Origin of the sequence: Pseudomonas asiatica (genome assembly GCF_040214835.1) — a bacterium.
Lineage (GTDB): Bacteria > Pseudomonadota > Gammaproteobacteria > Pseudomonadales > Pseudomonadaceae > Aquipseudomonas > Aquipseudomonas putida_Z.
In genome coordinates, this window is the sequence record NZ_CP157874.1 from 511,233 (window position 1) to 532,930 (window position 21,698).

The window sequence follows — 21,698 nt, forward strand, 5'->3', positions numbered from 1 at the left end:
TCCCGCCGGGAGAAGCCAAACAAGCAGGTGACCAAGCTGGGGAACGCTGATGGCTTACTCATACACTGAGAAAAAACGTATCCGCAAGGACTTTAGCAAGTTGCCGGACGTCATGGATGTGCCTTACCTCCTGGCCATCCAGCTGGATTCGTATCGCGAATTCCTGCAAGCGGGAGCATCCAAGGATCAGTTCCGCGACGTCGGCCTGCACGCGGCCTTCAAATCGGTATTCCCGATCATCAGCTACTCCGGCAATGCTGCCCTGGAGTACGTAGGCTATCGCCTGGGCGAACCCGCCTTCGATGTGAAGGAATGTGTCCTGCGTGGCGTGACCTTCGCGGTCCCACTGCGGGTCAAAGTGCGCCTGATCATCTTCGACAAGGAATCGTCGAACAAAGCGATCAAGGACATCAAAGAGCAAGAAGTCTACATGGGTGAAATTCCCCTGATGACTGAGAACGGTACCTTCGTTATCAACGGTACCGAGCGTGTGATCGTTTCCCAGCTGCACCGTTCGCCTGGTGTGTTCTTCGACCACGACCGTGGCAAGACTCACAGCTCCGGCAAGCTGCTGTACTCCGCTCGCATCATCCCTTACCGCGGCTCCTGGCTGGACTTCGAGTTCGACCCGAAGGACTGCGTGTTCGTACGTATCGACCGTCGCCGCAAACTGCCGGCCTCGGTGCTGCTGCGTGCCCTGGGTTACAGCACTGAAGAAGTGCTGAACACCTTCTACACCACCAACGTGTTCCACATTTCCGGCGAGAAGCTCAGCCTGGAACTGGTACCTCAGCGTCTGCGTGGTGAGGTTGCAGTCATGGATATCCATGACGAAACCGGCAAAGTCATCGTCGAGCAGGGCCGCCGTATTACCGCGCGCCACATCAACCAGCTCGAGAAGGCCGGCGTCAAGCAGCTGGACGTTCCTATGGAATACGTCCTGGGCCGCACTACCGCCAAGGCCATCGTGCATCCGGCTACCGGCGAGATCCTGGCCGAATGCAACACCGAGATGACCACCGAACTGCTGATCAAGGTCGCCAAGGCACAGGTTGTCCGTATCGAGACCCTGTACACCAACGACATTGATTGCGGTCCGTTCATCTCCGATACCCTGAAGATCGACACCACCAGCAACCAGCTGGAAGCCCTGGTCGAGATCTACCGCATGATGCGTCCTGGCGAGCCGCCAACCAAGGATGCTGCCGAGACCCTGTTCAACAACCTGTTCTTCAGCGCCGAGCGTTACGACCTGTCCGCCGTTGGCCGCATGAAGTTCAACCGTCGTATCGGTCGTACCGAGATCGAAGGTTCGGGCGTGCTGAGCAAGGAAGATATCGTCGAGGTTCTGAAGACCCTGGTCGACATCCGTAACGGCAAAGGCATCGTCGACGACATCGACCACCTGGGTAACCGTCGCGTACGTTGCGTCGGCGAGATGGCCGAGAACCAGTTCCGCGTTGGCCTGGTGCGTGTCGAGCGCGCGGTCAAGGAACGCCTGTCGATGGCGGAAAGCGAAGGCCTGATGCCGCAAGACCTGATCAACGCCAAGCCGGTTGCGGCGGCGGTGAAAGAGTTCTTCGGCTCCAGCCAGCTGTCCCAGTTCATGGACCAGAACAACCCGCTCTCCGAGATTACCCACAAGCGCCGCGTCTCCGCACTCGGCCCAGGTGGTCTGACCCGTGAGCGTGCCGGCTTCGAAGTCCGTGACGTACACCCGACCCACTACGGCCGTGTGTGCCCGATCGAGACCCCTGAAGGTCCGAACATCGGTCTGATCAACTCCCTGGCTGCCTATGCCCGCACCAACCAGTACGGCTTCCTGGAAAGCCCGTACCGCGTGGTGAAGGAAGGCGTGGTCAGCGACGACATCGTGTTCCTGTCGGCCATTGAAGAGGCGGATCACGTCATCGCCCAGGCTTCGGCCGCGATGAACGAGAAGAAGCAGCTGATCGATGAGCTGGTAGCTGTTCGTCACCTGAACGAATTCACCGTCAAGGCGCCGGAAGACGTCACCCTGATGGACGTTTCGCCGAAGCAGGTTGTTTCCGTCGCTGCGTCGCTGATTCCGTTCCTCGAGCACGACGACGCCAACCGTGCATTGATGGGTTCGAACATGCAGCGTCAGGCTGTGCCGACCCTGCGCGCCGACAAGCCGCTGGTAGGTACCGGCATGGAGCGCAACGTTGCCCGTGACTCCGGTGTCTGCGTGGTTGCTCGCCGCGGTGGCGTGATCGACTCGGTCGACGCCAGCCGTATCGTTGTTCGCGTTGCTGACGACGAAGTTGAAACCGGCGAAGCAGGTGTGGATATCTACAACCTGACCAAGTACACCCGTTCGAACCAGAACACCTGCATCAACCAGCGTCCGCTGGTGAGCAAAGGTGACAAGGTTCAGCGTGGCGACATCATGGCCGACGGCCCGTCCACCGACATGGGTGAACTGGCACTGGGTCAGAACATGCGCATCGCGTTCATGGCGTGGAACGGCTTCAACTTCGAAGACTCCATCTGCCTGTCCGAGCGTGTGGTCCAGGAAGACCGCTTCACCACCATCCACATCCAGGAACTGACCTGTGTGGCGCGTGACACCAAGCTTGGCCCAGAGGAAATCACTGCGGACATCCCGAACGTGGGTGAAGCCGCACTGAACAAGCTGGACGAAGCCGGTATCGTCTACGTGGGTGCCGAAGTCGGCGCTGGCGACATCCTGGTCGGCAAGGTAACGCCAAAAGGCGAAACCCAGCTGACTCCGGAAGAAAAACTGCTGCGCGCAATCTTCGGTGAGAAGGCCAGCGACGTTAAGGACACCTCCCTGCGCGTGCCAACCGGCACCAAGGGTACCGTCATCGACGTACAGGTCTTCACCCGTGATGGCGTCGAGCGTGACAGCCGCGCCCTGGCCATCGAGAAGATGCAGCTGGACGAGATCCGCAAGGACCTCAACGAAGAGTTCCGCATCGTCGAAGGTGCAACCTTCGAGCGTCTGCGTTCTGCCCTGAACGGCCAGGTGGTCGACGGTGGCGCGGGCCTGAAGAAAGGTACCGTGATCACTGACGAAGTACTGGACGGTCTGGAGCACGGCCAGTGGTTCAAACTGCGCATGGCCGAAGATGCACTGAACGAGCAGCTGGAAAAGGCTCAGCAGTACATCGTCGATCGTCGCCGTCTGCTGGACGACAAGTTCGAAGACAAGAAGCGCAAGCTGCAGCAGGGTGATGACCTGGCACCGGGCGTACTGAAGATCGTCAAGGTTTACCTGGCAATCCGTCGTCGCATCCAGCCGGGTGACAAGATGGCCGGTCGTCACGGTAACAAGGGTGTCGTCTCGGTAATCATGCCGGTCGAAGACATGCCGCACGACGCCAACGGTACTCCGGTCGATGTCGTACTGAACCCGCTGGGTGTACCTTCGCGTATGAACGTCGGTCAGATCCTCGAAACCCACCTGGGCCTGGCGGCCAAGGGGCTGGGCGAGAAGATCGACCGCATGATCGAAGAGCAGCGCAAGGCCGCTGAGCTGCGCGTGTTCCTGACCGAGGTCTACAACGAGATCGGCGGTCGTCAGGAAAACCTGGACGAGTTCACCGACGAAGAGATCCTGGCCCTGGCCCACAACCTGAAGAAGGGCGTGCCAATGGCTACCCCGGTCTTCGACGGTGCCAAGGAGCGCGAGATCAAGGCCATGCTGAAGCTGGCCGACCTGCCAGAGAGCGGCCAGATGGTGCTGTTCGATGGCCGTACCGGCAACAAGTTCGAGCGTCCTGTGACCGTTGGTTACATGTACATGCTCAAGCTGAACCACTTGGTGGACGACAAGATGCACGCGCGTTCCACTGGTTCCTACAGCCTGGTTACCCAGCAGCCGCTGGGTGGTAAGGCGCAGTTCGGTGGTCAGCGTTTCGGGGAGATGGAAGTGTGGGCGCTGGAAGCATACGGCGCGGCATACACCCTGCAAGAAATGCTCACAGTGAAGTCGGACGACGTGAACGGCCGTACCAAGATGTACAAGAACATCGTGGATGGCGATCACCGTATGGAGCCGGGCATGCCCGAGTCCTTCAACGTGTTGATCAAAGAGATCCGTTCGCTCGGTATCGATATCGATCTGGAAACCGAATAACACGTGACGCGAAGGGGAGTGGGGCAGGTAATGCCCGCTCCCTGCTCCGCCAGGAGGAAAGGCCTTGAAAGACCTACTGAATTTGCTGAAAAACCAGGGTCAAGTCGAAGAGTTCGACGCCATCCGCATCGGTCTGGCGTCGCCTGAAATGATCCGTTCGTGGTCGTTCGGTGAAGTTAAGAAGCCGGAAACCATCAACTACCGTACGTTCAAGCCTGAGCGTGACGGCCTGTTCTGCGCCAAGATCTTTGGCCCAGTCAAGGACTACGAGTGCCTGTGCGGCAAGTACAAGCGCCTCAAGCACCGCGGCGTGATCTGCGAGAAGTGCGGCGTTGAAGTTGCCCTGGCAAAAGTTCGTCGTGAGCGCATGGCGCACATCGAACTGGCCTCGCCGGTTGCCCACATCTGGTTCCTGAAGTCGCTGCCGTCCCGTATCGGCCTGCTGATGGACATGACCCTGCGTGACATCGAGCGCGTGCTCTACTTCGAGAGCTACGTCGTTATCGACCCGGGCATGACCACCCTGGAAAAAGGCCAGCTGCTGAACGACGAGCAGTACTTCGAAGCGCTGGAAGAGTTCGGTGATGACTTCGACGCCCGCATGGGTGCCGAGGCTGTCCGCGAGCTGCTGCACGCTATCGACCTGGAGCACGAGATCGGTCGCCTGCGCGAAGAGATTCCGCAGACCAACTCGGAAACCAAGATCAAGAAGCTGTCCAAGCGCCTGAAGCTGATGGAAGCGTTCCAGGGTTCGGGCAACCTGCCTGAGTGGATGGTCCTGACCGTCCTGCCAGTGCTGCCGCCGGACCTGCGTCCGCTGGTACCGCTGGATGGCGGCCGCTTCGCGACCTCCGACCTGAACGACCTGTATCGTCGGGTGATCAACCGTAACAACCGTCTGAAGCGCCTGCTGGATCTGTCGGCGCCGGACATCATCGTGCGCAACGAAAAGCGCATGCTGCAGGAAGCGGTCGACGCCCTGCTGGACAACGGCCGTCGCGGTCGCGCCATCACTGGCTCGAACAAGCGTCCGCTGAAGTCCCTGGCCGACATGATCAAAGGTAAGCAAGGTCGCTTCCGTCAGAACCTGCTCGGTAAGCGTGTGGACTACTCTGGCCGTTCGGTAATTACCGTAGGCCCGACCCTGCGTCTGCACCAGTGCGGTCTGCCGAAGAAGATGGCCCTCGAGCTGTTCAAGCCGTTCATTTTCGGCAAGCTGGAAATGCGTGGTCTGGCGACCACCATCAAGGCTGCCAAGAAGATGGTCGAGCGCGAGCTGCCAGAGGTGTGGGACGTACTCGCCGAGGTGATCCGCGAACACCCCGTGCTGCTCAACCGTGCACCGACCCTGCACCGTCTGGGTATCCAGGCATTTGAACCGGTTCTGATCGAAGGTAAGGCTATCCAGCTGCACCCGCTGGTCTGCGCCGCGTACAACGCCGACTTCGACGGTGACCAGATGGCCGTTCACGTGCCGCTGACCCTGGAAGCACAGCTCGAAGCGCGCGCGCTGATGATGTCGACCAACAACATCCTGTCGCCAGCCAACGGTGAGCCAATCATCGTTCCGTCGCAGGACGTGGTACTGGGTCTGTACTACATGACCCGTGAGGCCATCAACGCCAAGGGCGAAGGTCGCGTGTTCGCCGACCTGCAGGAAGTCGACCGCGTATTCCGCGCCGGCGAGGCTGCCCTGCACGCGAAAATCAAGGTTCGTATCAACGAAACCGTGAAAGAGCGTGACGGTTCCGTGGTCAAGAACACCCGCATCGTCGACACCACCGTCGGCCGTGCGCTGCTGTTCCAGGTTGTACCGGCAGGCCTGCCGTACGACGTGGTCAACCAGCCGATGAAGAAGAAGGCGATCTCCAAGCTGATCAACCAGTGCTACCGCGTGGTTGGTCTGAAAGAGACCGTAATCTTCGCTGACCAGTTGATGTACACCGGTTTCGCGTACTCGACCATTTCCGGCGTTTCGATCGGTGTTAACGACTTCGTTATCCCGGACGAGAAAGCTCGCATCATCGGTACCGCTACCGACGAAGTGAAGGAAATCGAGAGCCAGTACGCCTCCGGCCTGGTAACCCAGGGCGAGAAGTACAACAAGGTCATCGACTTGTGGTCGAAGGCGAACGACGAAGTGTCCAAGGCGATGATGGCCAACCTCTCGAAAGAGAAGGTCATTGACCGCGAAGGCAAGGAAGTCGAGCAAGAGTCCTTCAACTCGATGTACATGATGGCTGACTCCGGTGCGCGGGGTTCCGCAGCCCAGATCCGTCAGCTGGCCGGTATGCGTGGCCTGATGGCCAAGCCGGACGGCTCCATCATCGAGACGCCGATCACTGCGAACTTCCGTGAAGGTCTGAGCGTTCTGCAGTACTTCATTTCGACCCACGGTGCTCGTAAGGGTCTGGCGGATACCGCACTGAAGACTGCGAACTCCGGTTACCTGACTCGTCGTCTGGTAGACGTTGCCCAGGATCTGGTGGTTACCGAGATCGACTGCGGTACCGACCAGGGTCTGCTGATGACTCCGCACATCGAAGGCGGCGACGTTGTAGAGCCGCTGGGTGAGCGTGTACTGGGTCGTGTCATCGCCCGTGACGTGTTCAAGCCAGGCACCGAGGACGTCATCGTTCCGGCCGGTACCCTGGTCGACGAGAAGTGGGTCGAGTTCATCGAGCTGAACAGCATCGACGAAGTGATCGTGCGTTCGCCGATCAACTGCGAAACCCGCTACGGCATTTGCGCCAAGTGCTACGGCCGTGACCTGGCTCGCGGTCACCAGGTGAACATCGGTGAAGCTGTCGGCGTTATCGCCGCCCAGTCGATCGGTGAGCCGGGTACCCAGCTGACCATGCGTACGTTCCACATCGGTGGTGCTGCAAGCCGTACTTCGGCTGCCGACAGCGTCCAGGTGAAGAACGGCGGTATGGTGCGTCTGCACAACCTCAAGCAGGTTGAGCGTGCCGATGGCAACCTGGTTGCCGTATCGCGTTCGGGTGAGTTGGCCATCGCCGACGAGTTTGGCCGCGAGCGTGAGCGTTACAAGCTGCCTTACGGTGCGGTGATTTCGGTCAAGGAAGGTGACAAGGTCGAAGCTGGCGCCATCGTCGCCAAGTGGGACCCGCACACCCACCCGATCGTTACCGAGCTGAAAGGTACCGTGACCTTCGTGGGCATGGAAGAAAACATCACCATCAAGCGTCAGACCGATGAGCTGACCGGCTTGACCAACATTGAAGTACTGGACGTCAAGGATCGCCCTGCCGCAGGCAAGGAAATCCGTCCGGCAATCAAGATGGTCGACGCCGCTGGCAAGGACCTGTACCTGCCAGGTACCGACGTACCTGCCCAGTACTTCCTGCCGGCTAACGCCCTCGTCGGCGTGGCTGACGGTGCTCAGATCGGTGTTGGTGACGTTATCGCGCGTATCCCGCAAGAAACGTCTAAGACCCGTGACATCACCGGTGGTCTGCCGCGTGTTGCCGACCTGTTCGAAGCGCGCCGTCCGAAAGAGGCCTCGATTCTGGCTGAAGTCAGCGGCACCATCGCGTTCGGCAAGGAGACCAAAGGCAAGCGTCGTCTGGTCATCACCCCGACCGACGGTAGCGATCCGTACGAAGAGCTGATTCCGAAGTGGCGCCACCTGAACGTCTTCGAAGGCGAACAGGTAAACCGCGGCGAAGTTATCTCCGACGGCCCGAGCGATCCGCACGACATCCTGCGTCTGCTGGGTGTGAGCGCGCTGGCGAAGTACATCGTCAACGAGATCCAGGACGTTTATCGTCTGCAAGGCGTTAAGATCAACGACAAGCACATCGAGACCATCCTGCGTCAGATGCTGCGCAAGGTCGAGATCTCCGAGTCGGGCGATTCCAGCTTCATCAAGGGCGACCAGATGGAACTGACCCAGGTACTGGTAGAGAACGAGCGTCTCGCCGCCGAGGACAAGTTCATCTCCAAGTTCACCCGCGTGCTGCTGGGTATCACCAAGGCGTCGCTGTCGACCGAGTCGTTCATCTCCGCGGCTTCCTTCCAGGAAACCACCCGCGTACTGACCGAAGCGGCGGTAACCGGCAAGCGCGACTACCTGCGCGGCCTGAAAGAGAACGTGGTCGTGGGTCGTCTGATCCCGGCCGGTACTGGTCTGGCCTACCACAGCGAGCGCAAGCGTCGCCGTGATGCCGACAAGCCGCTGCGTGTGAGCGCCAGTGAGGTGGAAGCCGCACTGACCGAAGCGCTGAACTCCAGCGGTAACTAAGTACAGGGCAGGGCCCCGGCAAGCCCCGAGCGATCAGCGGCGACATGAAATGTTGCCGATGATCGGGCGGGGAGGGCCGGGGCCTCGTCTTGACTGGGTGCAAGATCCTCTTTAGACTTTTGTACCCTTAAATTTGGTGAGGCTCCGTCTCGCCAATTTTTGGCTTTCTTGCAAGACAATAGAGTCGCAAGACAATCAGTGGAGCTAGTAGATGGCAACTATCAACCAGCTGGTACGTCAGCCGCGTAAGCGTTCGGTCGAGAAGTCCGACGTTCCTGCGCTGCAGAACTGCCCGCAGCGTCGTGGCGTGTGCACCCGCGTGTACACCACCACGCCGAAAAAACCTAACTCGGCACTGCGTAAAGTATGCCGTGTGCGTCTGACCAACGGTTTCGAGGTTTCCTCGTACATCGGTGGTGAAGGCCACAACCTGCAAGAGCACAGCGTCGTCCTGATCCGTGGCGGCCGTGTAAAAGACTTGCCAGGTGTTCGTTACCACACCGTTCGCGGCTCTCTGGATACTTCGGGCGTTAAAGGCCGTAACCAGGGTCGTTCGAAGTACGGTACCAAGCGTCCGAAGTAATCGGTCGTTTGCAGACATCCATTTTTTTGAGTCGATAAGAGTAAGGTCGGGCGTAGGTCGAATGACCTGGTCCCGGGCTAACCTGAAGACCGTTTGAGGGCTTATCATGCCAAGACGTCGTGTAGCAGCAAAACGTGAGATCCTTGACGATCCGAAGTACGGATCCCAAATCCTCGCCAAGTTCATGAACCACGTGATGGAAAGCGGCAAGAAGGCCGTAGCCGAGCGCATCGTTTACGGTGCCCTGGATACCGTCAAAGCTCGCAAGAACAGCGACCCCCTGGAAATCTTCGAGAAAGCTCTCGACGCCATCGCTCCGCTGGTCGAAGTTAAGTCCCGCCGTGTCGGCGGTGCCACTTACCAGGTTCCGGTTGAAGTTCGTCCATCCCGTCGTAACGCTCTGGCAATGCGCTGGCTCGTAGACTACGCCCGCAAGCGCGGCGAGAAGTCGATGGCTCTGCGCCTGGCCGGCGAGCTGCTGGATGCTGCTGAAGGCAAGGGTGCTGCAGTCAAGAAGCGTGAAGACGTGCACCGTATGGCCGAGGCCAACAAAGCGTTCTCGCACTACCGCTTCTAATTCAAGCATCAATCATTTTGCGAGGGCTTTATGGCTCGTACTACAGCAATTAACCGCTACCGTAACATCGGTATCTGCGCCCACGTTGACGCGGGCAAGACTACCACTACCGAGCGGATCCTGTTCTACACAGGTCTGAGCCACAAGATGGGCGAGGTGCACGACGGCGCCGCGACCACCGACTGGATGGTGCAGGAGCAGGAGCGCGGTATCACCATTACCTCCGCTGCCGTTACCACCTTCTGGAAAGGTTCCCGTGGTCAGTACGACAACTACCGCGTAAACGTCATCGATACCCCCGGCCACGTTGACTTCACCATTGAAGTAGAGCGTTCGCTGCGTGTACTCGACGGCGCGGTCGTTGTGTTCTGCGGTACCTCCGGCGTTGAGCCGCAGTCCGAAACCGTATGGCGTCAGGCCAACAAGTACGGCGTTCCACGTGTTGTATACGTGAACAAGATGGACCGTGCTGGTGCCAACTTCCTGCGCGTTGTCGGTCAGATCAAGAACCGCCTGGGTCACACCCCGGTTCCGGTCCAGCTGGCTATCGGTGCAGAAGACGACTTCCAGGGTCAGGTCGACCTGATCAAGATGAAAGCCATCTACTGGAACGAAGACGACAAGGGCACCACCTACCGCGAGGAAGAAATTCCTGCGGATATGGTCGAGCTGGCTAACGAGTGGCGCAACAACATGGTTGAAGCCGCCGCCGAAGCCAACGAAGAGCTGATGAACAAGTACCTTGAAGAAGGTGAGCTGACCGTCGAGGAAATCAAGGCAGGCCTGCGCGCGCGCACCCTGGCCAGCGAGATCGTTCCGGCTGTCTGCGGTTCGTCGTTCAAGAACAAGGGCGTTCCCCTGGTTCTCGACGCCGTGATCGACTTCCTGCCTGCTCCGACCGAAATCCCGGCGATCAAGGGTATCCACCCTGACCTGATCGACGTGCCGAAGGACGAAGTCAAGCCAGAGCAGTTCGACGAGCGTCACGCTGACGACAACGAGCCGTTCTCGGCTCTGGCGTTCAAGATTGCCACCGACCCGTTCGTTGGTACTCTGACCTTCGTTCGCGTTTACTCGGGCTTCCTGACCTCCGGTGACTCCGTCATCAACTCGGTCAAGGGCAAGAAAGAGCGCGTTGGTCGTATGGTGCAGATGCACGCCAACCAGCGTGAAGAGATCAAAGAAGTACGTGCGGGCGACATCGCCGCTCTGATCGGCATGAAGGACGTCACCACTGGTGACACCCTGTGCAACGCCGACAAGCCGATCATCCTCGAGCGTATGGACTTCCCAGAGCCTGTGATTTCGCTCTCCGTAGAGCCGAAAACCAAGGCTGACCAGGAGAAGATGGGTATCGCACTGGGCAAGCTGGCCCAGGAAGACCCGTCGTTCCGCGTCAAGACCGACGAAGAAACTGGTCAGACCATCATCTCCGGTATGGGTGAGCTGCACCTGGACATCCTCGTTGACCGCATGAAGCGCGAGTTCAACGTCGAAGCCAACATCGGCAAGCCGCAGGTTTCGTACCGCGAGAAGATCACCAAGTCCAACGTCGAGATCGAAGGCAAGTTCGTTCGTCAGTCGGGCGGTCGTGGTCAGTTCGGTCACTGCTGGATCCGTTTCTCGGAGCCGGATCAGGACGACAAGGGCAACATCACCGAAGGTCTGGTGTTTGCCAACGAAGTCGTTGGTGGTGTGATTCCTAAGGAATACATCCCTGCGATCCAGAAGGGTATCGAAGAGCAGATGAAGAACGGCGTTGTTGCCGGCTATCCTCTGATCGGCCTGAAGGCCGCGGTATTCGACGGTTCGTACCACGACGTCGACTCCAACGAAATGGCGTTCAAGATCGCTGCTTCGATGGCAACCAAGCAACTGGCCCAGAAGGGCGGTGGCGTGGTTCTCGAGCCGATCATGAAGGTCGAAGTTGTAACCCCGGAAGACTACCTGGGTGACGTGATGGGTGACCTGAACCGTCGTCGTGGTCTGGTCCAGGGTATGGATGAGTCGGTCTCTGGCCGTGTCGTCCGCGCTGAAGTTCCGCTCGGAGAAATGTTCGGTTACGCAACCGACGTTCGTTCCATGTCTCAGGGTCGCGCAAGCTACTCCATGGAATTCTCCAAATACGCCGAAGCTCCGTCGAACATCGTCGAAGCACTCGTTAAAAAACAAGGCTAATCCCCTTTAGGCAAGAGGTTCACTGTCGTGGCTAAAGAAAAATTTGATCGTTCCCTTCCCCACGTTAACGTCGGCACCATCGGCCACGTTGACCACGGTAAGACCACTCTGACCGCAGCTCTGACTCGCGTCTGCTCCGAAGTTTTCGGTTCGGCAGTCGTTGAGTTCGACAAGATCGACTCGGCTCCGGAAGAAAAAGCGCGCGGTATCACCATCAACACCGCTCACGTCGAGTACAACTCGAACATTCGTCACTACGCTCACGTTGACTGCCCAGGTCACGCTGACTACGTGAAGAACATGATCACCGGTGCTGCCCAGATGGACGGCGCGATCCTGGTTTGCTCGGCCGCCGATGGTCCGATGCCACAAACCCGTGAGCACATCCTGCTGTCCCGTCAGGTAGGCGTTCCTTACATTGTGGTCTTCCTGAACAAGGCTGACCTGGTAGACGACGCCGAGCTGCTGGAACTGGTCGAGATGGAAGTTCGCGACCTGCTGTCCACCTACGACTTCCCAGGCGACGACACCCCGATCATCATCGGTTCGGCTCGTATGGCCCTGGAAGGCAAAGACGACAACGAAATGGGTACTACCGCTGTCAAGAAGCTGGTAGAAACTCTGGATGCCTACATCCCTGAGCCAGTTCGTGCCGTTGACCAGCCGTTCCTGATGCCGATCGAAGACGTATTCTCGATCTCGGGTCGTGGTACCGTTGTTACCGGTCGTATCGAGCGTGGTATCGTCCGCGTTCAGGATCCGCTGGAAATCGTTGGTCTGCGTGACACCACCACCACCACCTGCACCGGTGTTGAGATGTTCCGCAAGCTGCTGGACGAAGGTCGTGCTGGCGAGAACTGCGGCGTTCTGCTGCGTGGTACCAAGCGTGACGACGTTGAGCGTGGCCAGGTTCTGGTCAAGCCAGGTTCGGTCAAGCCGCACACCAAGTTCACCGCAGAAGTCTACGTTCTGTCGAAGGAAGAAGGCGGTCGTCACACTCCGTTCTTCAAAGGCTACCGTCCTCAGTTCTACTTCCGTACCACTGACGTGACCGGTAACTGCGAACTGCCGGAAGGCGTTGAAATGGTAATGCCAGGTGACAACATTCAGATGACTGTCACCCTGATCAAGACCATCGCAATGGAAGACGGTCTGCGCTTCGCTATCCGTGAAGGCGGTCGTACCGTCGGCGCCGGCGTCGTAGCCAAAATCATCGAGTAATCACTCGACCGATTGAAAAAACCCCCGCTCAGCGGGGGTTTTTTTTATTGGGTTGACACTAAATTGGGGCGTCTATAGAATCACGCCTCCTTTTAGCGGGCGTAGTGCGTCCGTTGGGAACAGCCTGGAGTCTGAAATCCAATGCAAAATCAGCAAATCCGTATCAGGTTGAAGGCTTTCGACCATCGCCTGATCGACCAATCCACCCAGGAAATCGTGGAAACCGCGAAACGTACTGGTGCACAAGTGCGTGGTCCAATTCCACTGCCTACCCGCAAAGAGCGTTTCACCGTTCTGGTCTCCCCGCACGTCAACAAAGACGCGCGTGACCAGTACGAGATTCGCACTCATAAGCGTGTTCTGGACATCGTCCAGCCAACGGATAAAACCGTTGACGCGCTGATGAAGCTTGATCTGGCGGCAGGTGTGGAAGTACAGATCAGCCTCGGCTAAGACTTCGGTCTGGTCGTGTAACGCTCTGAAATGGGCGGCCATAGCGGGTGAAAGCCCCGTACACTCATGAGGTTTACAACATGACTATTGGTGTAATCGGTCGCAAGTGCGGTATGACCCGCATTTTCACCGAAGAAGGTGTCTCCATTCCGGTCACGGTCATCGAGATCGAGCCGAATCGTGTCACCCAGTTCAAAACTGAAGAAACCGATGGCTACCGTGCAGTGCAAGTCACTGTCGGCGAGCGTCGTGCTTCGCGTGTGACTGCCGCTCAGGCAGGTCACTTCGCCAAGGCCAACGTTGCCGCTGGTCGCGGTGTCTGGGAGTTCCGTCTTGAAGAAGGCGATTTCCAGGCTGGCGATCTGATCAAAGCTGAACTCTTCACTGCAGGCCAGCTGGTAGACGTTACTGGTCAGTCCAAAGGTAAAGGCTTCGCCGGTACCATCAAGCGCTGGAACTTCCGTGGCCAGGACAACACCCACGGTAACTCCGTGTCGCACCGTGTCCCAGGTTCCATCGGCCAGTGCCAGACTCCTGGTCGTGTGTTCAAGGGCAAGAAAATGTCCGGTCACATGGGCGCCGAGCGCGTGACTGTTCAGTCCCTGGAAGTAGTTCGCGTAGACGCTGAGCGCAACCTGCTGCTGGTCAAGGGTGCCGTTCCAGGCGCTACTGGCGGCGACGTGGTTGTACGTCCAGCTGTCAAGGCTCGCGGTTAAGGGGAAACTGACATGCAACTCAATGTAAATGACGCTCAGGCGATCGAAGTTTCCGAACTGACTTTCGGTGGCGAATTCAACGAGACGCTGGTACACCAAGCAGTCGTGGCCTATATGGCCGGCGGCCGTCAGGGCACCAAGCAGCAGAAGACCCGTTCCGACGTGGCTGGTGGCGGTAAGCGCCCATGGCGTCAGAAGGGTACTGGCCGTGCTCGTGCTGGTACCACTCGTGGTCCGATCTGGCGTGGCGGTGGTGTAACCTTCGCAGCTCGCCCTCAAGATCACTCGCAGAAGCTCAACAAGAAGATGTATCGCGCAGCCCTGCGCTCCATCCTCGCTGAGCTGGTGCGTAGCGACCGTCTGGTCGTGGTTCAGGACTTCGCTGTTGAAGCACCGAAAACCAAAGATCTGCTGAACAAGCTGAACGGCATGGGTCTGAACGACGTACTGATCGTTTCCGACGCTGTTGATCAGAACCTGTACCTGGCTGCTCGCAACCTGCCGCACGTCGACGTACGTGACGTACAAGGTTCCGACCCGGTCAGTCTGATCGCATACGAGAAAGTGTTGATCACTGTCTCGGCCGTGAAGAAATTCGAGGAGCTGCTGGGATGAACCAGGAACGCGTATTCAAAGTCCTCCTTGGCCCGCACGTTTCCGAGAAGGCTACCGTTCTGGCTGAGAAAAAAGGCCAGTTCGTATTCAAGGTTGCTACCGATGCAACCAAGCTGGAAATCAAGAAAGCTGTCGAAGGCCTGTTCAACGTAAAAGTTGAAAACGTGTCGACTGTTAACGTTCTGGGTAAAACCAAGCGTACCGCACGTGGTCTGGGCAAGCGTAATGACTGGAAGAAGGCGATCGTCTCCCTTCAGCCAGGCCAAGATCTCGATTTCAGCAGCAGTGCTGAGTAAGGAAGGGGTGCATCATGGCAATCGTTAAATGCAAACCGACTTCCCCTGGCCGCCGTTTCGTGGTCAAGGTGGTCAACCAGGAGCTGCACAAAGGCGCTCCTCACGCACCGCTGATCGAGAAGAAATCGAAGTCTGGTGGTCGTAACAATAATGGCCGCATCACCACTCGTCACGTTGGTGGTGGTCATAAGCAGCATTACCGTCTGGTCGACTTCCGTCGCAACGACAAAGATGGCATCCCAGCCACTGTCGAGCGTATCGAATACGACCCGAACCGTACTGCTCACATCGCCCTGCTGTGCTACGCAGACGGTGAGCGTCGCTACATCATCGCCCCTAAAGGCGTGAGCGCTGGCGACCAGCTGATCGCAGGTGCCCTGGCCCCAATCAAGGCCGGTAACTCCCTGCAGCTGCGCAACATCCCAGTAGGTAGCACCATTCACGGCATCGAACTGAAGCCGGGTAAAGGTGCTCAGATCGCTCGTTCCGCTGGTGCTTCGGCTCAGCTGATCGCTCGTGAAGGCGTCTACGTGACTCTGCGTCTGCGTTCCGGTGAGATGCGTAAAGTACTGGCTGAGTGCCGTGCGACCCTGGGCGAAGTCTCGAACTCCGAGCACAGCCTGCGTTCGCTGGGTAAAGCTGGTGCCAAACGCTGGCGCGGCGTTCGCCCAACCGTTCGTGGTGTTGCCATGAACCCGGTTGACCACCCACATGGTGGTGGTGAAGGTCGTACCTCCGGTGGTCGTCATCCGGTATCGCCATGGGGCTTCCCAACCAAGGGTGCGAAGACCCGTGGTAATAAGCGTACCGACAACATGATCGTCCGTCGTCGCAAGTAACTAGAGGGATACGACAGTGCCACGTTCTCTGAAAAAAGGTCCTTTTATCGATCTTCACCTGCTGAAGAAGGTCGAAGTGGCGGTGGAGAAGAACGATCGCAAGCCAGTTAAAACCTGGTCGCGCCGTTCGATGATCCTGCCACAAATGGTCGGTCTGACCATCGCGGTACACAACGGTCGTCAACATGTCCCAGTTCTGGTGAACGAAGACATGGTCGGCCACAAACTGGGCGAGTTCGCCGGTACCCGCACCTATCGCGGGCACGTGGCTGACAAGAAAGCCAAGCGTTAAGGGGTAAGGAAATGGAAGTAGCCGCTAAGTTGTCGGGCGCTCGCATCTCCGCCCAGAAAGCCCGCTTGGTCGCCGACCAGATCCGCGGGAAGAAGGTGGGCGAAGCGCTCAACCTGTTGGCCTTCAGCAGCAAAAAAGCCGCTGAAATCATGAAGAAAGTCCTCGAGTCGGCCGTTGCCAACGCCGAACACAACGAAGGCGCAGACGTTGATGACCTGAAGGTCTCCACCGTCTTCGTCAACGAAGGGCGTTCGCTGAAGCGCATCATGCCACGTGCCAAAGGCCGTGCTGATCGCATCGTCAAGCGGTCTTGCCATATCACTGTCAAGGTTGCGGACAAGTAACGGAGTCGATCAGATGGGTCAGAAAGTACATCCCACTGGCATTCGCCTGGGAATCGTCAAGGAGCACACCTCCGTCTGGTACGCAGACGGTGCTACTTACGCAGATTACCTGTTGAAGGATCTGAAAACGCGTGAGTACCTCCAGGACAAACTAAAAAGCGCGTCCGTAAGCCGTATCGATATTCATCGTCCGGCTCAAACTGCACGCATCACCATCCACACCGCTCGTCCCGGTATCGTTATCGGTAAGAAAGGTGAAGATGTCGAGAAGCTGCGTCAGGACCTGACCAAGCAGATGGGTGTGCCTGTGCACATCAACATCGAAGAGATCCGCAAGCCGGAACTCGACGCTATGCTGGTTGCGCAGAGCGTAGCTCAGCAGCTGGAACGCCGCGTAATGTTCCGTCGCGCCATGAAGCGCGCCGTACAGAACGCCATGCGTATTGGTGCCAAGGGCATCAAGATCCAGGTGAGCGGTCGTCTCGGCGGTGCTGAGATTGCTCGTACCGAGTGGTATCGCGAAGGTCGTGTGCCTCTGCACACCCTGCGTGCCGATATCGACTACAACACCTACGAAGCTCACACCACTTACGGTGTGATCGGTGTGAAGGTTTGGATCTTCAAAGGCGAAGTTATTGGTGGTCGCCAAGAAGAACTGAAACCACAAGCACCAGCGCCTCGTAAAAAAGCTGCTAAGTAAGGGGTACGCCAAATGTTGCAACCAAAGCGTACAAAATTCCGCAAGCAGATGACTGGCCACAACCGTGGTCTGGCACTGCGCGGTAGCAAAGTCAGCTTCGGCGAATTCGCCCTGAAAGCTGTTGCTCGCGGTCGCCTCACCGCTCGCCAGATCGAGTCCGCACGTCGTGCGCTGACCCGTCACGTAAAACGTGGCGGTAAGATCTGGATCCGTGTGTTCCCGGACAAGCCGATCTCCAAGAAGCCTCTCGAGGTTCGTATGGGTAAAGGTAAGGGTTCCGTGGAATACTGGGTTGCCCAGATTCAGCCAGGCAAAGTCCTGTATGAAATCGAGGGTGTTTCTGAAGAGCTGGCGCGCGAAGCTTTCGCCCTGGCTGCTGCAAAGCTGCCTCTCGCCACCTCCTTTGTTAAGCGGACGGTGATGTGATGAAAGCGAATGAACTTCGTGAAAAATCGGCACAGCAACTGAATGAGCAACTGCTCGGCTTGCTGCGCGACCAGTTCAATCTGCGTATGCAGAAAGCAACTGGCCAGTTGGGGCAGTCGCACCTGCTCTCGCAAGTTAAGCGTGACATCGCTCGCGTGAAAACTGTGCTCAACCAGCAGGCAGGTAAGTGATCATGGCTGAAGCTGAAAAAACCGTCCGTACGCTGACTGGCCGTGTCGTCAGCGACAAAATGGACAAGACCATCACCGTTCTGATCGAGCGTCGCGTAAAGCACCCGATCTACGGTAAATACGTTAAGCGTTCGACTAAGCTGCACGCGCACGACGAAGCCAACCAGTGCAAGATCGGCGACAAGGTTTCCATCCGTGAAACCCGTCCGCTGGCCAAGACCAAGTCCTGGGCACTGGTTGAAGTCCTCGAACGCGCTGTTGAAGTCTAAGGGCTAGGGGTCGGAGAAATTTTATGATTCAGACTCAATCCATGCTCGATGTGGCCGATAACAGCGGCGCTCGTCGCGTCATGTGCATCAAGGTGCTCGGCGGTTCGCACCGCCGTTACGCCGGCATCGGTGACATCATCAAGGTAACCGTCAAGGAAGCAATTCCGCGCGGTAAGGTCAAGAAAGGCCAAGTGATGACCGCTGTTGTAGTGCGCACCCGTCACGGTGTTCGTCGCGCTGACGGTTCCATCATTCGTTTCGACGGCAACGCTGCTGTTCTGCTGAACAACAAGCAAGAGCCGATCGGCACTCGCATCTTCGGGCCAGTGACCCGTGAACTTCGTACTGAGAAGTTCATGAAGATCGTCTCGCTCGCCCCTGAAGTGCTGTAAGGAGATCCGACATGCAAAAGATTCGTCGTGACGACGAGATCATCGTGATCGCCGGCAAAGACAAAGGTAAGCGCGGTAAGGTGCTGAAGGTTCTGGCTGATGACCGTCTGGTCGTTGGTGGTGTGAACCTGGTCAAGCGTCATACCAAGCCTAACCCGATGGCGGGCGTACAGGGCGGTATCGTCGAAAAAGAAGCGCCTCTGCACGCTTCCAACGTTGCCATCTTCAACGGCGAAACCAACAAGGCTGACCGCGTTGGTTTCAAAGTAGAAGACGGTAAAAAAATTCGTGTCTTCAAGTCGACCCAAAAAGCGGTTGATGCTTGAACACTGCTAGGTAGAAGACCATGGCACGACTGAAAGAGATTTACCGGAACGAAATCGCTCCTAAGCTTAAGGAAGAACTTAAGCTGTCGAACGTGATGGAAGTTCCGCGCGTTACCAAGATCACCCTGAACATGGGTCTGGGCGAAGCGATCGGCGACAAGAAAGTCATCGAGCACGCTGTTGCCGACCTGGAAAAGATCACCGGTCAAAAGCCGGTCGTGACTTTCGCTCGTAAATCCATCGCGGGCTTCAAAGTCCGTGAAGGCTGGCCGATCGGTGTCAAGGTGACCCTGCGTCGCGACAAGATGTACGAATTCCTGGACCGCCTGCTGGCGATCTCCCTGCCTCGGGTTCGCGACTTCCGCGGCCTGAATGCCAAGTCCTTCGATGGCCGTGGCAACTACAGCATGGGCGTGAAAGAGCAGATCATCTTCCCGGAAATCGACTACGACAAGATCGATGCTCTGCGCGGTTTGGACATCACCCTGACCACCACTGCTCGTTCGGACGACGAAGGCCGCGCTCTGCTGCGTGCTTTCAAGTTCCCGTTCCGCAACTGATTGGAGTAGGAAAATGGCCAAGAAGAGCATGAAAAACCGCGAGCTGAAGCGTCAGCTCACGGTAGCCAAGTACGCCAAAAAGCGTGCCGAGCTGAAAGCGACCATCGTCAACCTGAACGCCTCTCCTGAAGAGCGTTTCGCTGCCGTTGTCGCCCTGCAGAAGCAGCCACGTGATGCCTCCGCTTCGCGTCTGCGCAACCGTTGCCGCCTGACCGGTCGTCCTCACGGTGTATACCGTAAGTTCGGCCTGGGCCGTAACATGCTGCGTCAAGCTGCAATGCGCGGTGACGTACCAGGTCTGGTCAAGGCCTCCTGGTAATCGCTGCAGGCTGGATCCCGGCGGAAGGGGAGCAATCTTCCGACCGCCGGTGACCTCGCCAACAAACAAGCCCCTATATGGGGCTTGTTTCGTTTCTACCTTGTGTCTAGAATGACCGGCTCACCTGAGCCTGGGTTTTTTGCCCTGTCCGCTCGGGTGGTTGTGATAGCCGCAAGGCTAATAATTCTTGTATCAGGAGCATCTAGCCCATGAGTATGCAGGACCCGTTAGCGGACATGCTAACTCGCATCCGTAATGCCCAGATGGCTGAAAAGTCCGTCGTAAGCATGCCTTCCTCCACCCTGAAGGTCGCGGTTGCCAAAGTTCTGAAAGACGAAGGTTACATCGCCGGCTACCAGGTAACTGGTGAGGCCAAGCCTTCCCTGTCGATCGAACTGAAGTACTTCGAAGGCCGTCCGGTCATCGAGGAACTGAAGCGCTCCAGCCGTCCAGGCCTGCGCCAGTACAAGTCCGTCGCAGAGCTGCCGAAAGTACGTGGCGGTCTGGGCGTGTCTATCGTCTCCACCAACAAAGGTGTGATGACTGATCGCGCTGCACGCGCTGCCGGTGTCGGCGGCGAAGTTCTGTGCACAGTGTTCTAAGGGGAGATAGGCATGTCTCGCGTCGCTAAGAACCCCGTTAAGCTGCCAGCAGGCGTCGAAGTCAAATTCGCCGGCCAGCAGCTTTCGGTGAAGGGTGCCAAAGGCACTCTCGAACTGAACGTTCACTCGTCTGTTGAAGTTACCGAAGAGTCTGGCGAGCTGCGTTTCGTCGCTCGCAACGGTGACCAGCAAGCTCGCGCCATGGCCGGTACCACCCGCGCTCTGGTGAACAACATGGTCCAGGGCGTAAGCCAAGGCTTCGAGCGCAAGCTCCAGCTGGTCGGTGTTGGTTACAAGGCACAGGCCAAGGGCACCGTCCTGAACCTGGCCCTGGGCTTCTCGCACCCAGTGGACTACGAACTGCCAGCCGGTATCACCGCTGAAACCCCAAGCCAGACCGACATCCTGATCAAGGGTATCGACAAGCAGCTGGTGGGTCAGGTGGCCGCTGAAATCCGCGACTTCCGTCCGCCAGAGCCTTACAAAGGCAAGGGTGTGCGTTACGCGGACGAAGTAGTCCGTCGTAAAGAAGCCAAGAAGAAGTAGGGCCTAGCAAATGACCGACAAAAAAGTTACTCGACTGCGTCGCGCTCGCAAAGCACGTCTCAAGATGCACGAACTCGAAGTCGTGCGCCTGTGCGTGTTCCGCTCCTCGCAGCACATCTACGCCCAGGTCATTTCGGCCGACGGCAGCAAGGTTCTGGCAAGCGCCTCGACCTTGGACAAAGAACTGCGTGATGGCGCCACTGGCAACATCGACGCGGCCACTAAGGTTGGCAAGCTGGTAGCTGAGCGTGCGAAAGCCGCCGGTGTATCTCAAGTTGCCTTTGACCGTTCCGGCTTCAAGTACCATGGCCGCGTCAAAGCGCTGGCTGATGCTGCTCGTGAAGGCGGGCTGGAGTTCTAAGTTATGGCAAATAACGATCAAAAGCGCGACGAAGGCTACATCGAGAAGCTGGTTCAAGTTAACCGCGTTGCCAAAACCGTAAAAGGCGGCCGTATCTTCACCTTCACCGCGCTGACCGTGGTAGGTGATGGTAAAGGTCGTGTTGGCTTCGGCCGTGGCAAGTCGCGCGAAGTACCTGCCGCGATCCAGAAAGCCATGGAAGCTGCTCGCCGCAACATGATCCAGGTTGACCTGAAGGGCACCACCCTGCAGTACGCCACCAAGGCTGCCCACGGCGCCTCGAAGGTTTACATGCAGCCTGCCTCGGAAGGTACCGGTATCATCGCCGGTGGCGCAATGCGTGCTGTCCTGGAAGTTGCTGGTGTTCAGAACGTTCTGGCCAAGTGCTACGGTTCGACCAACCCAGTGAACGTGGTTTACGCCACCTTCAAGGGTCTGAAAGCCATGCAATCTCCTGAATCCATTGCTGCCAAGCGCGGCAAGAGCGTCGAGGAGATCTTCTGAT

At 57.9% G+C, this 21,698-nt stretch carries 25 protein-coding genes; all 25 read left to right on the forward strand.

Translation table 11 applies throughout. The annotated features are described in order from the left end of the window. Positions 1–49: 49 nt before the first annotated feature. Positions 50–4,123 carry a DNA-directed RNA polymerase subunit beta gene (gene rpoB, locus ABNP31_RS02270; protein ID WP_013970631.1) on the forward strand — a complete coding sequence of 1,358 codons (4,074 nt, stop codon included), beginning with the start codon at positions 50–52 and terminating at the stop codon, positions 4,121–4,123. 64 nt (positions 4,124–4,187) lie between these two features. Then, positions 4,188–8,387: a DNA-directed RNA polymerase subunit beta' gene (rpoC, locus tag ABNP31_RS02275; protein WP_075044428.1), complete on the forward strand. Its 4,200-nt coding sequence runs from the start codon at positions 4,188–4,190 to the stop codon at positions 8,385–8,387. A gap of 211 nt (positions 8,388–8,598) precedes the next feature. After that, positions 8,599–8,970: a 30S ribosomal protein S12 gene (rpsL, locus tag ABNP31_RS02280; RefSeq protein WP_003255492.1), complete on the forward strand. Its 372-nt coding sequence runs from the start codon at positions 8,599–8,601 to the stop codon at positions 8,968–8,970. Positions 8,971–9,076: 106 nt separating this feature from the next. Continuing rightward, entirely contained in the window at positions 9,077–9,547 is a 471-nt protein-coding gene (rpsG, locus tag ABNP31_RS02285; protein ID WP_003246741.1) for a 30S ribosomal protein S7, read from the forward strand. A 30-nt stretch (positions 9,548–9,577) separates the two neighbouring features. After that, positions 9,578–11,725, forward strand: coding sequence for an elongation factor G (fusA, locus tag ABNP31_RS02290; protein WP_025337489.1), 2,148 nt, complete (start codon positions 9,578–9,580; stop codon positions 11,723–11,725). A gap of 27 nt (positions 11,726–11,752) precedes the next feature. Then, entirely contained in the window at positions 11,753–12,946 is a 1,194-nt protein-coding gene (gene tuf, locus ABNP31_RS02295; protein WP_013970626.1) for an elongation factor Tu, read from the forward strand. A 141-nt stretch (positions 12,947–13,087) separates the two neighbouring features. Next, on the forward strand, positions 13,088–13,399 hold the full coding sequence (rpsJ, locus tag ABNP31_RS02300; protein WP_003186070.1) for a 30S ribosomal protein S10: 312 nt from the start codon (positions 13,088–13,090) through the stop codon (positions 13,397–13,399). Between the two features lie 80 nt (positions 13,400–13,479). Then, positions 13,480–14,115, forward strand: a complete 636-nt coding sequence (gene rplC / locus ABNP31_RS02305) for a 50S ribosomal protein L3 (RefSeq protein ID WP_003257089.1) — start codon at positions 13,480–13,482, stop codon at positions 14,113–14,115. Between the two features lie 12 nt (positions 14,116–14,127). Beyond that, positions 14,128–14,730: a 50S ribosomal protein L4 gene (rplD, locus tag ABNP31_RS02310; protein ID WP_008089819.1), complete on the forward strand. Its 603-nt coding sequence runs from the start codon at positions 14,128–14,130 to the stop codon at positions 14,728–14,730. Next, entirely contained in the window at positions 14,727–15,026 is a 300-nt protein-coding gene (gene rplW / locus ABNP31_RS02315) for a 50S ribosomal protein L23 (RefSeq protein ID WP_003255484.1), read from the forward strand. The genes rplD and rplW overlap by 4 nt, the downstream gene beginning before the upstream one ends. Positions 15,027–15,040: 14 nt before the next feature. Next, positions 15,041–15,865, forward strand: a complete 825-nt coding sequence (rplB, locus tag ABNP31_RS02320; protein ID WP_015268750.1) for a 50S ribosomal protein L2 — start codon at positions 15,041–15,043, stop codon at positions 15,863–15,865. 16 nt (positions 15,866–15,881) lie between these two features. Then, on the forward strand, positions 15,882–16,157 hold the full coding sequence (rpsS, locus tag ABNP31_RS02325; RefSeq protein ID WP_003255482.1) for a 30S ribosomal protein S19: 276 nt from the start codon (positions 15,882–15,884) through the stop codon (positions 16,155–16,157). An 11-nt stretch (positions 16,158–16,168) separates the two neighbouring features. Beyond that, positions 16,169–16,501: a 50S ribosomal protein L22 gene (gene rplV / locus ABNP31_RS02330; RefSeq protein WP_003103908.1), complete on the forward strand. Its 333-nt coding sequence runs from the start codon at positions 16,169–16,171 to the stop codon at positions 16,499–16,501. A 13-nt stretch (positions 16,502–16,514) separates the two neighbouring features. Then, a complete protein-coding gene (rpsC, locus tag ABNP31_RS02335; protein ID WP_003255481.1) occupies positions 16,515–17,201 on the forward strand; it encodes a 30S ribosomal protein S3 in 687 nt (228 codons plus the stop codon). Positions 17,202–17,213: 12 nt separating this feature from the next. Beyond that, complete coding sequence (gene rplP, locus ABNP31_RS02340) at positions 17,214–17,627, forward strand: 50S ribosomal protein L16 (protein ID WP_003255479.1); 414 nt, start codon at positions 17,214–17,216, stop codon at positions 17,625–17,627. Further along, a complete protein-coding gene (gene rpmC, locus ABNP31_RS02345) occupies positions 17,627–17,818 on the forward strand; it encodes a 50S ribosomal protein L29 (RefSeq protein ID WP_002555481.1) in 192 nt (63 codons plus the stop codon). Before rplP ends, rpmC begins: the two co-directional genes overlap by 1 nt. Before the next feature lie 2 nt (positions 17,819–17,820). Continuing rightward, positions 17,821–18,087 (forward strand): 30S ribosomal protein S17, encoded by a 267-nt coding sequence (rpsQ, locus tag ABNP31_RS02350; protein ID WP_003255478.1) that lies wholly within the window; start codon positions 17,821–17,823, stop codon positions 18,085–18,087. Positions 18,088–18,110: 23 nt separating this feature from the next. Beyond that, entirely contained in the window at positions 18,111–18,479 is a 369-nt protein-coding gene (gene rplN / locus ABNP31_RS02355) for a 50S ribosomal protein L14 (RefSeq protein WP_002555479.1), read from the forward strand. Between the two features lie 11 nt (positions 18,480–18,490). Beyond that, positions 18,491–18,805 (forward strand): 50S ribosomal protein L24, encoded by a 315-nt coding sequence (rplX, locus tag ABNP31_RS02360; RefSeq protein WP_016715319.1) that lies wholly within the window; start codon positions 18,491–18,493, stop codon positions 18,803–18,805. 20 nt (positions 18,806–18,825) lie between these two features. Further along, positions 18,826–19,365, forward strand: a complete 540-nt coding sequence (gene rplE, locus ABNP31_RS02365) for a 50S ribosomal protein L5 (protein WP_003257095.1) — start codon at positions 18,826–18,828, stop codon at positions 19,363–19,365. A 13-nt stretch (positions 19,366–19,378) separates the two neighbouring features. Next, positions 19,379–19,684 carry a 30S ribosomal protein S14 gene (gene rpsN / locus ABNP31_RS02370; RefSeq protein ID WP_013970638.1) on the forward strand — a complete coding sequence of 102 codons (306 nt, stop codon included), beginning with the start codon at positions 19,379–19,381 and terminating at the stop codon, positions 19,682–19,684. A 209-nt stretch (positions 19,685–19,893) separates the two neighbouring features. Beyond that, positions 19,894–20,286, forward strand: a complete 393-nt coding sequence (gene rpsH, locus ABNP31_RS02375; RefSeq protein ID WP_009681971.1) for a 30S ribosomal protein S8 — start codon at positions 19,894–19,896, stop codon at positions 20,284–20,286. 12 nt (positions 20,287–20,298) lie between these two features. Then, entirely contained in the window at positions 20,299–20,832 is a 534-nt protein-coding gene (gene rplF, locus ABNP31_RS02380; protein ID WP_009681972.1) for a 50S ribosomal protein L6, read from the forward strand. 10 nt (positions 20,833–20,842) lie between these two features. Further along, complete coding sequence (gene rplR / locus ABNP31_RS02385) at positions 20,843–21,193, forward strand: 50S ribosomal protein L18 (protein ID WP_009397496.1); 351 nt, start codon at positions 20,843–20,845, stop codon at positions 21,191–21,193. Positions 21,194–21,196: 3 nt separating this feature from the next. Next, positions 21,197–21,697 carry a 30S ribosomal protein S5 gene (rpsE, locus tag ABNP31_RS02390; RefSeq protein ID WP_003255465.1) on the forward strand — a complete coding sequence of 167 codons (501 nt, stop codon included), beginning with the start codon at positions 21,197–21,199 and terminating at the stop codon, positions 21,695–21,697. The last annotated feature ends 1 nt before the right edge of the window (position 21,698 follow it).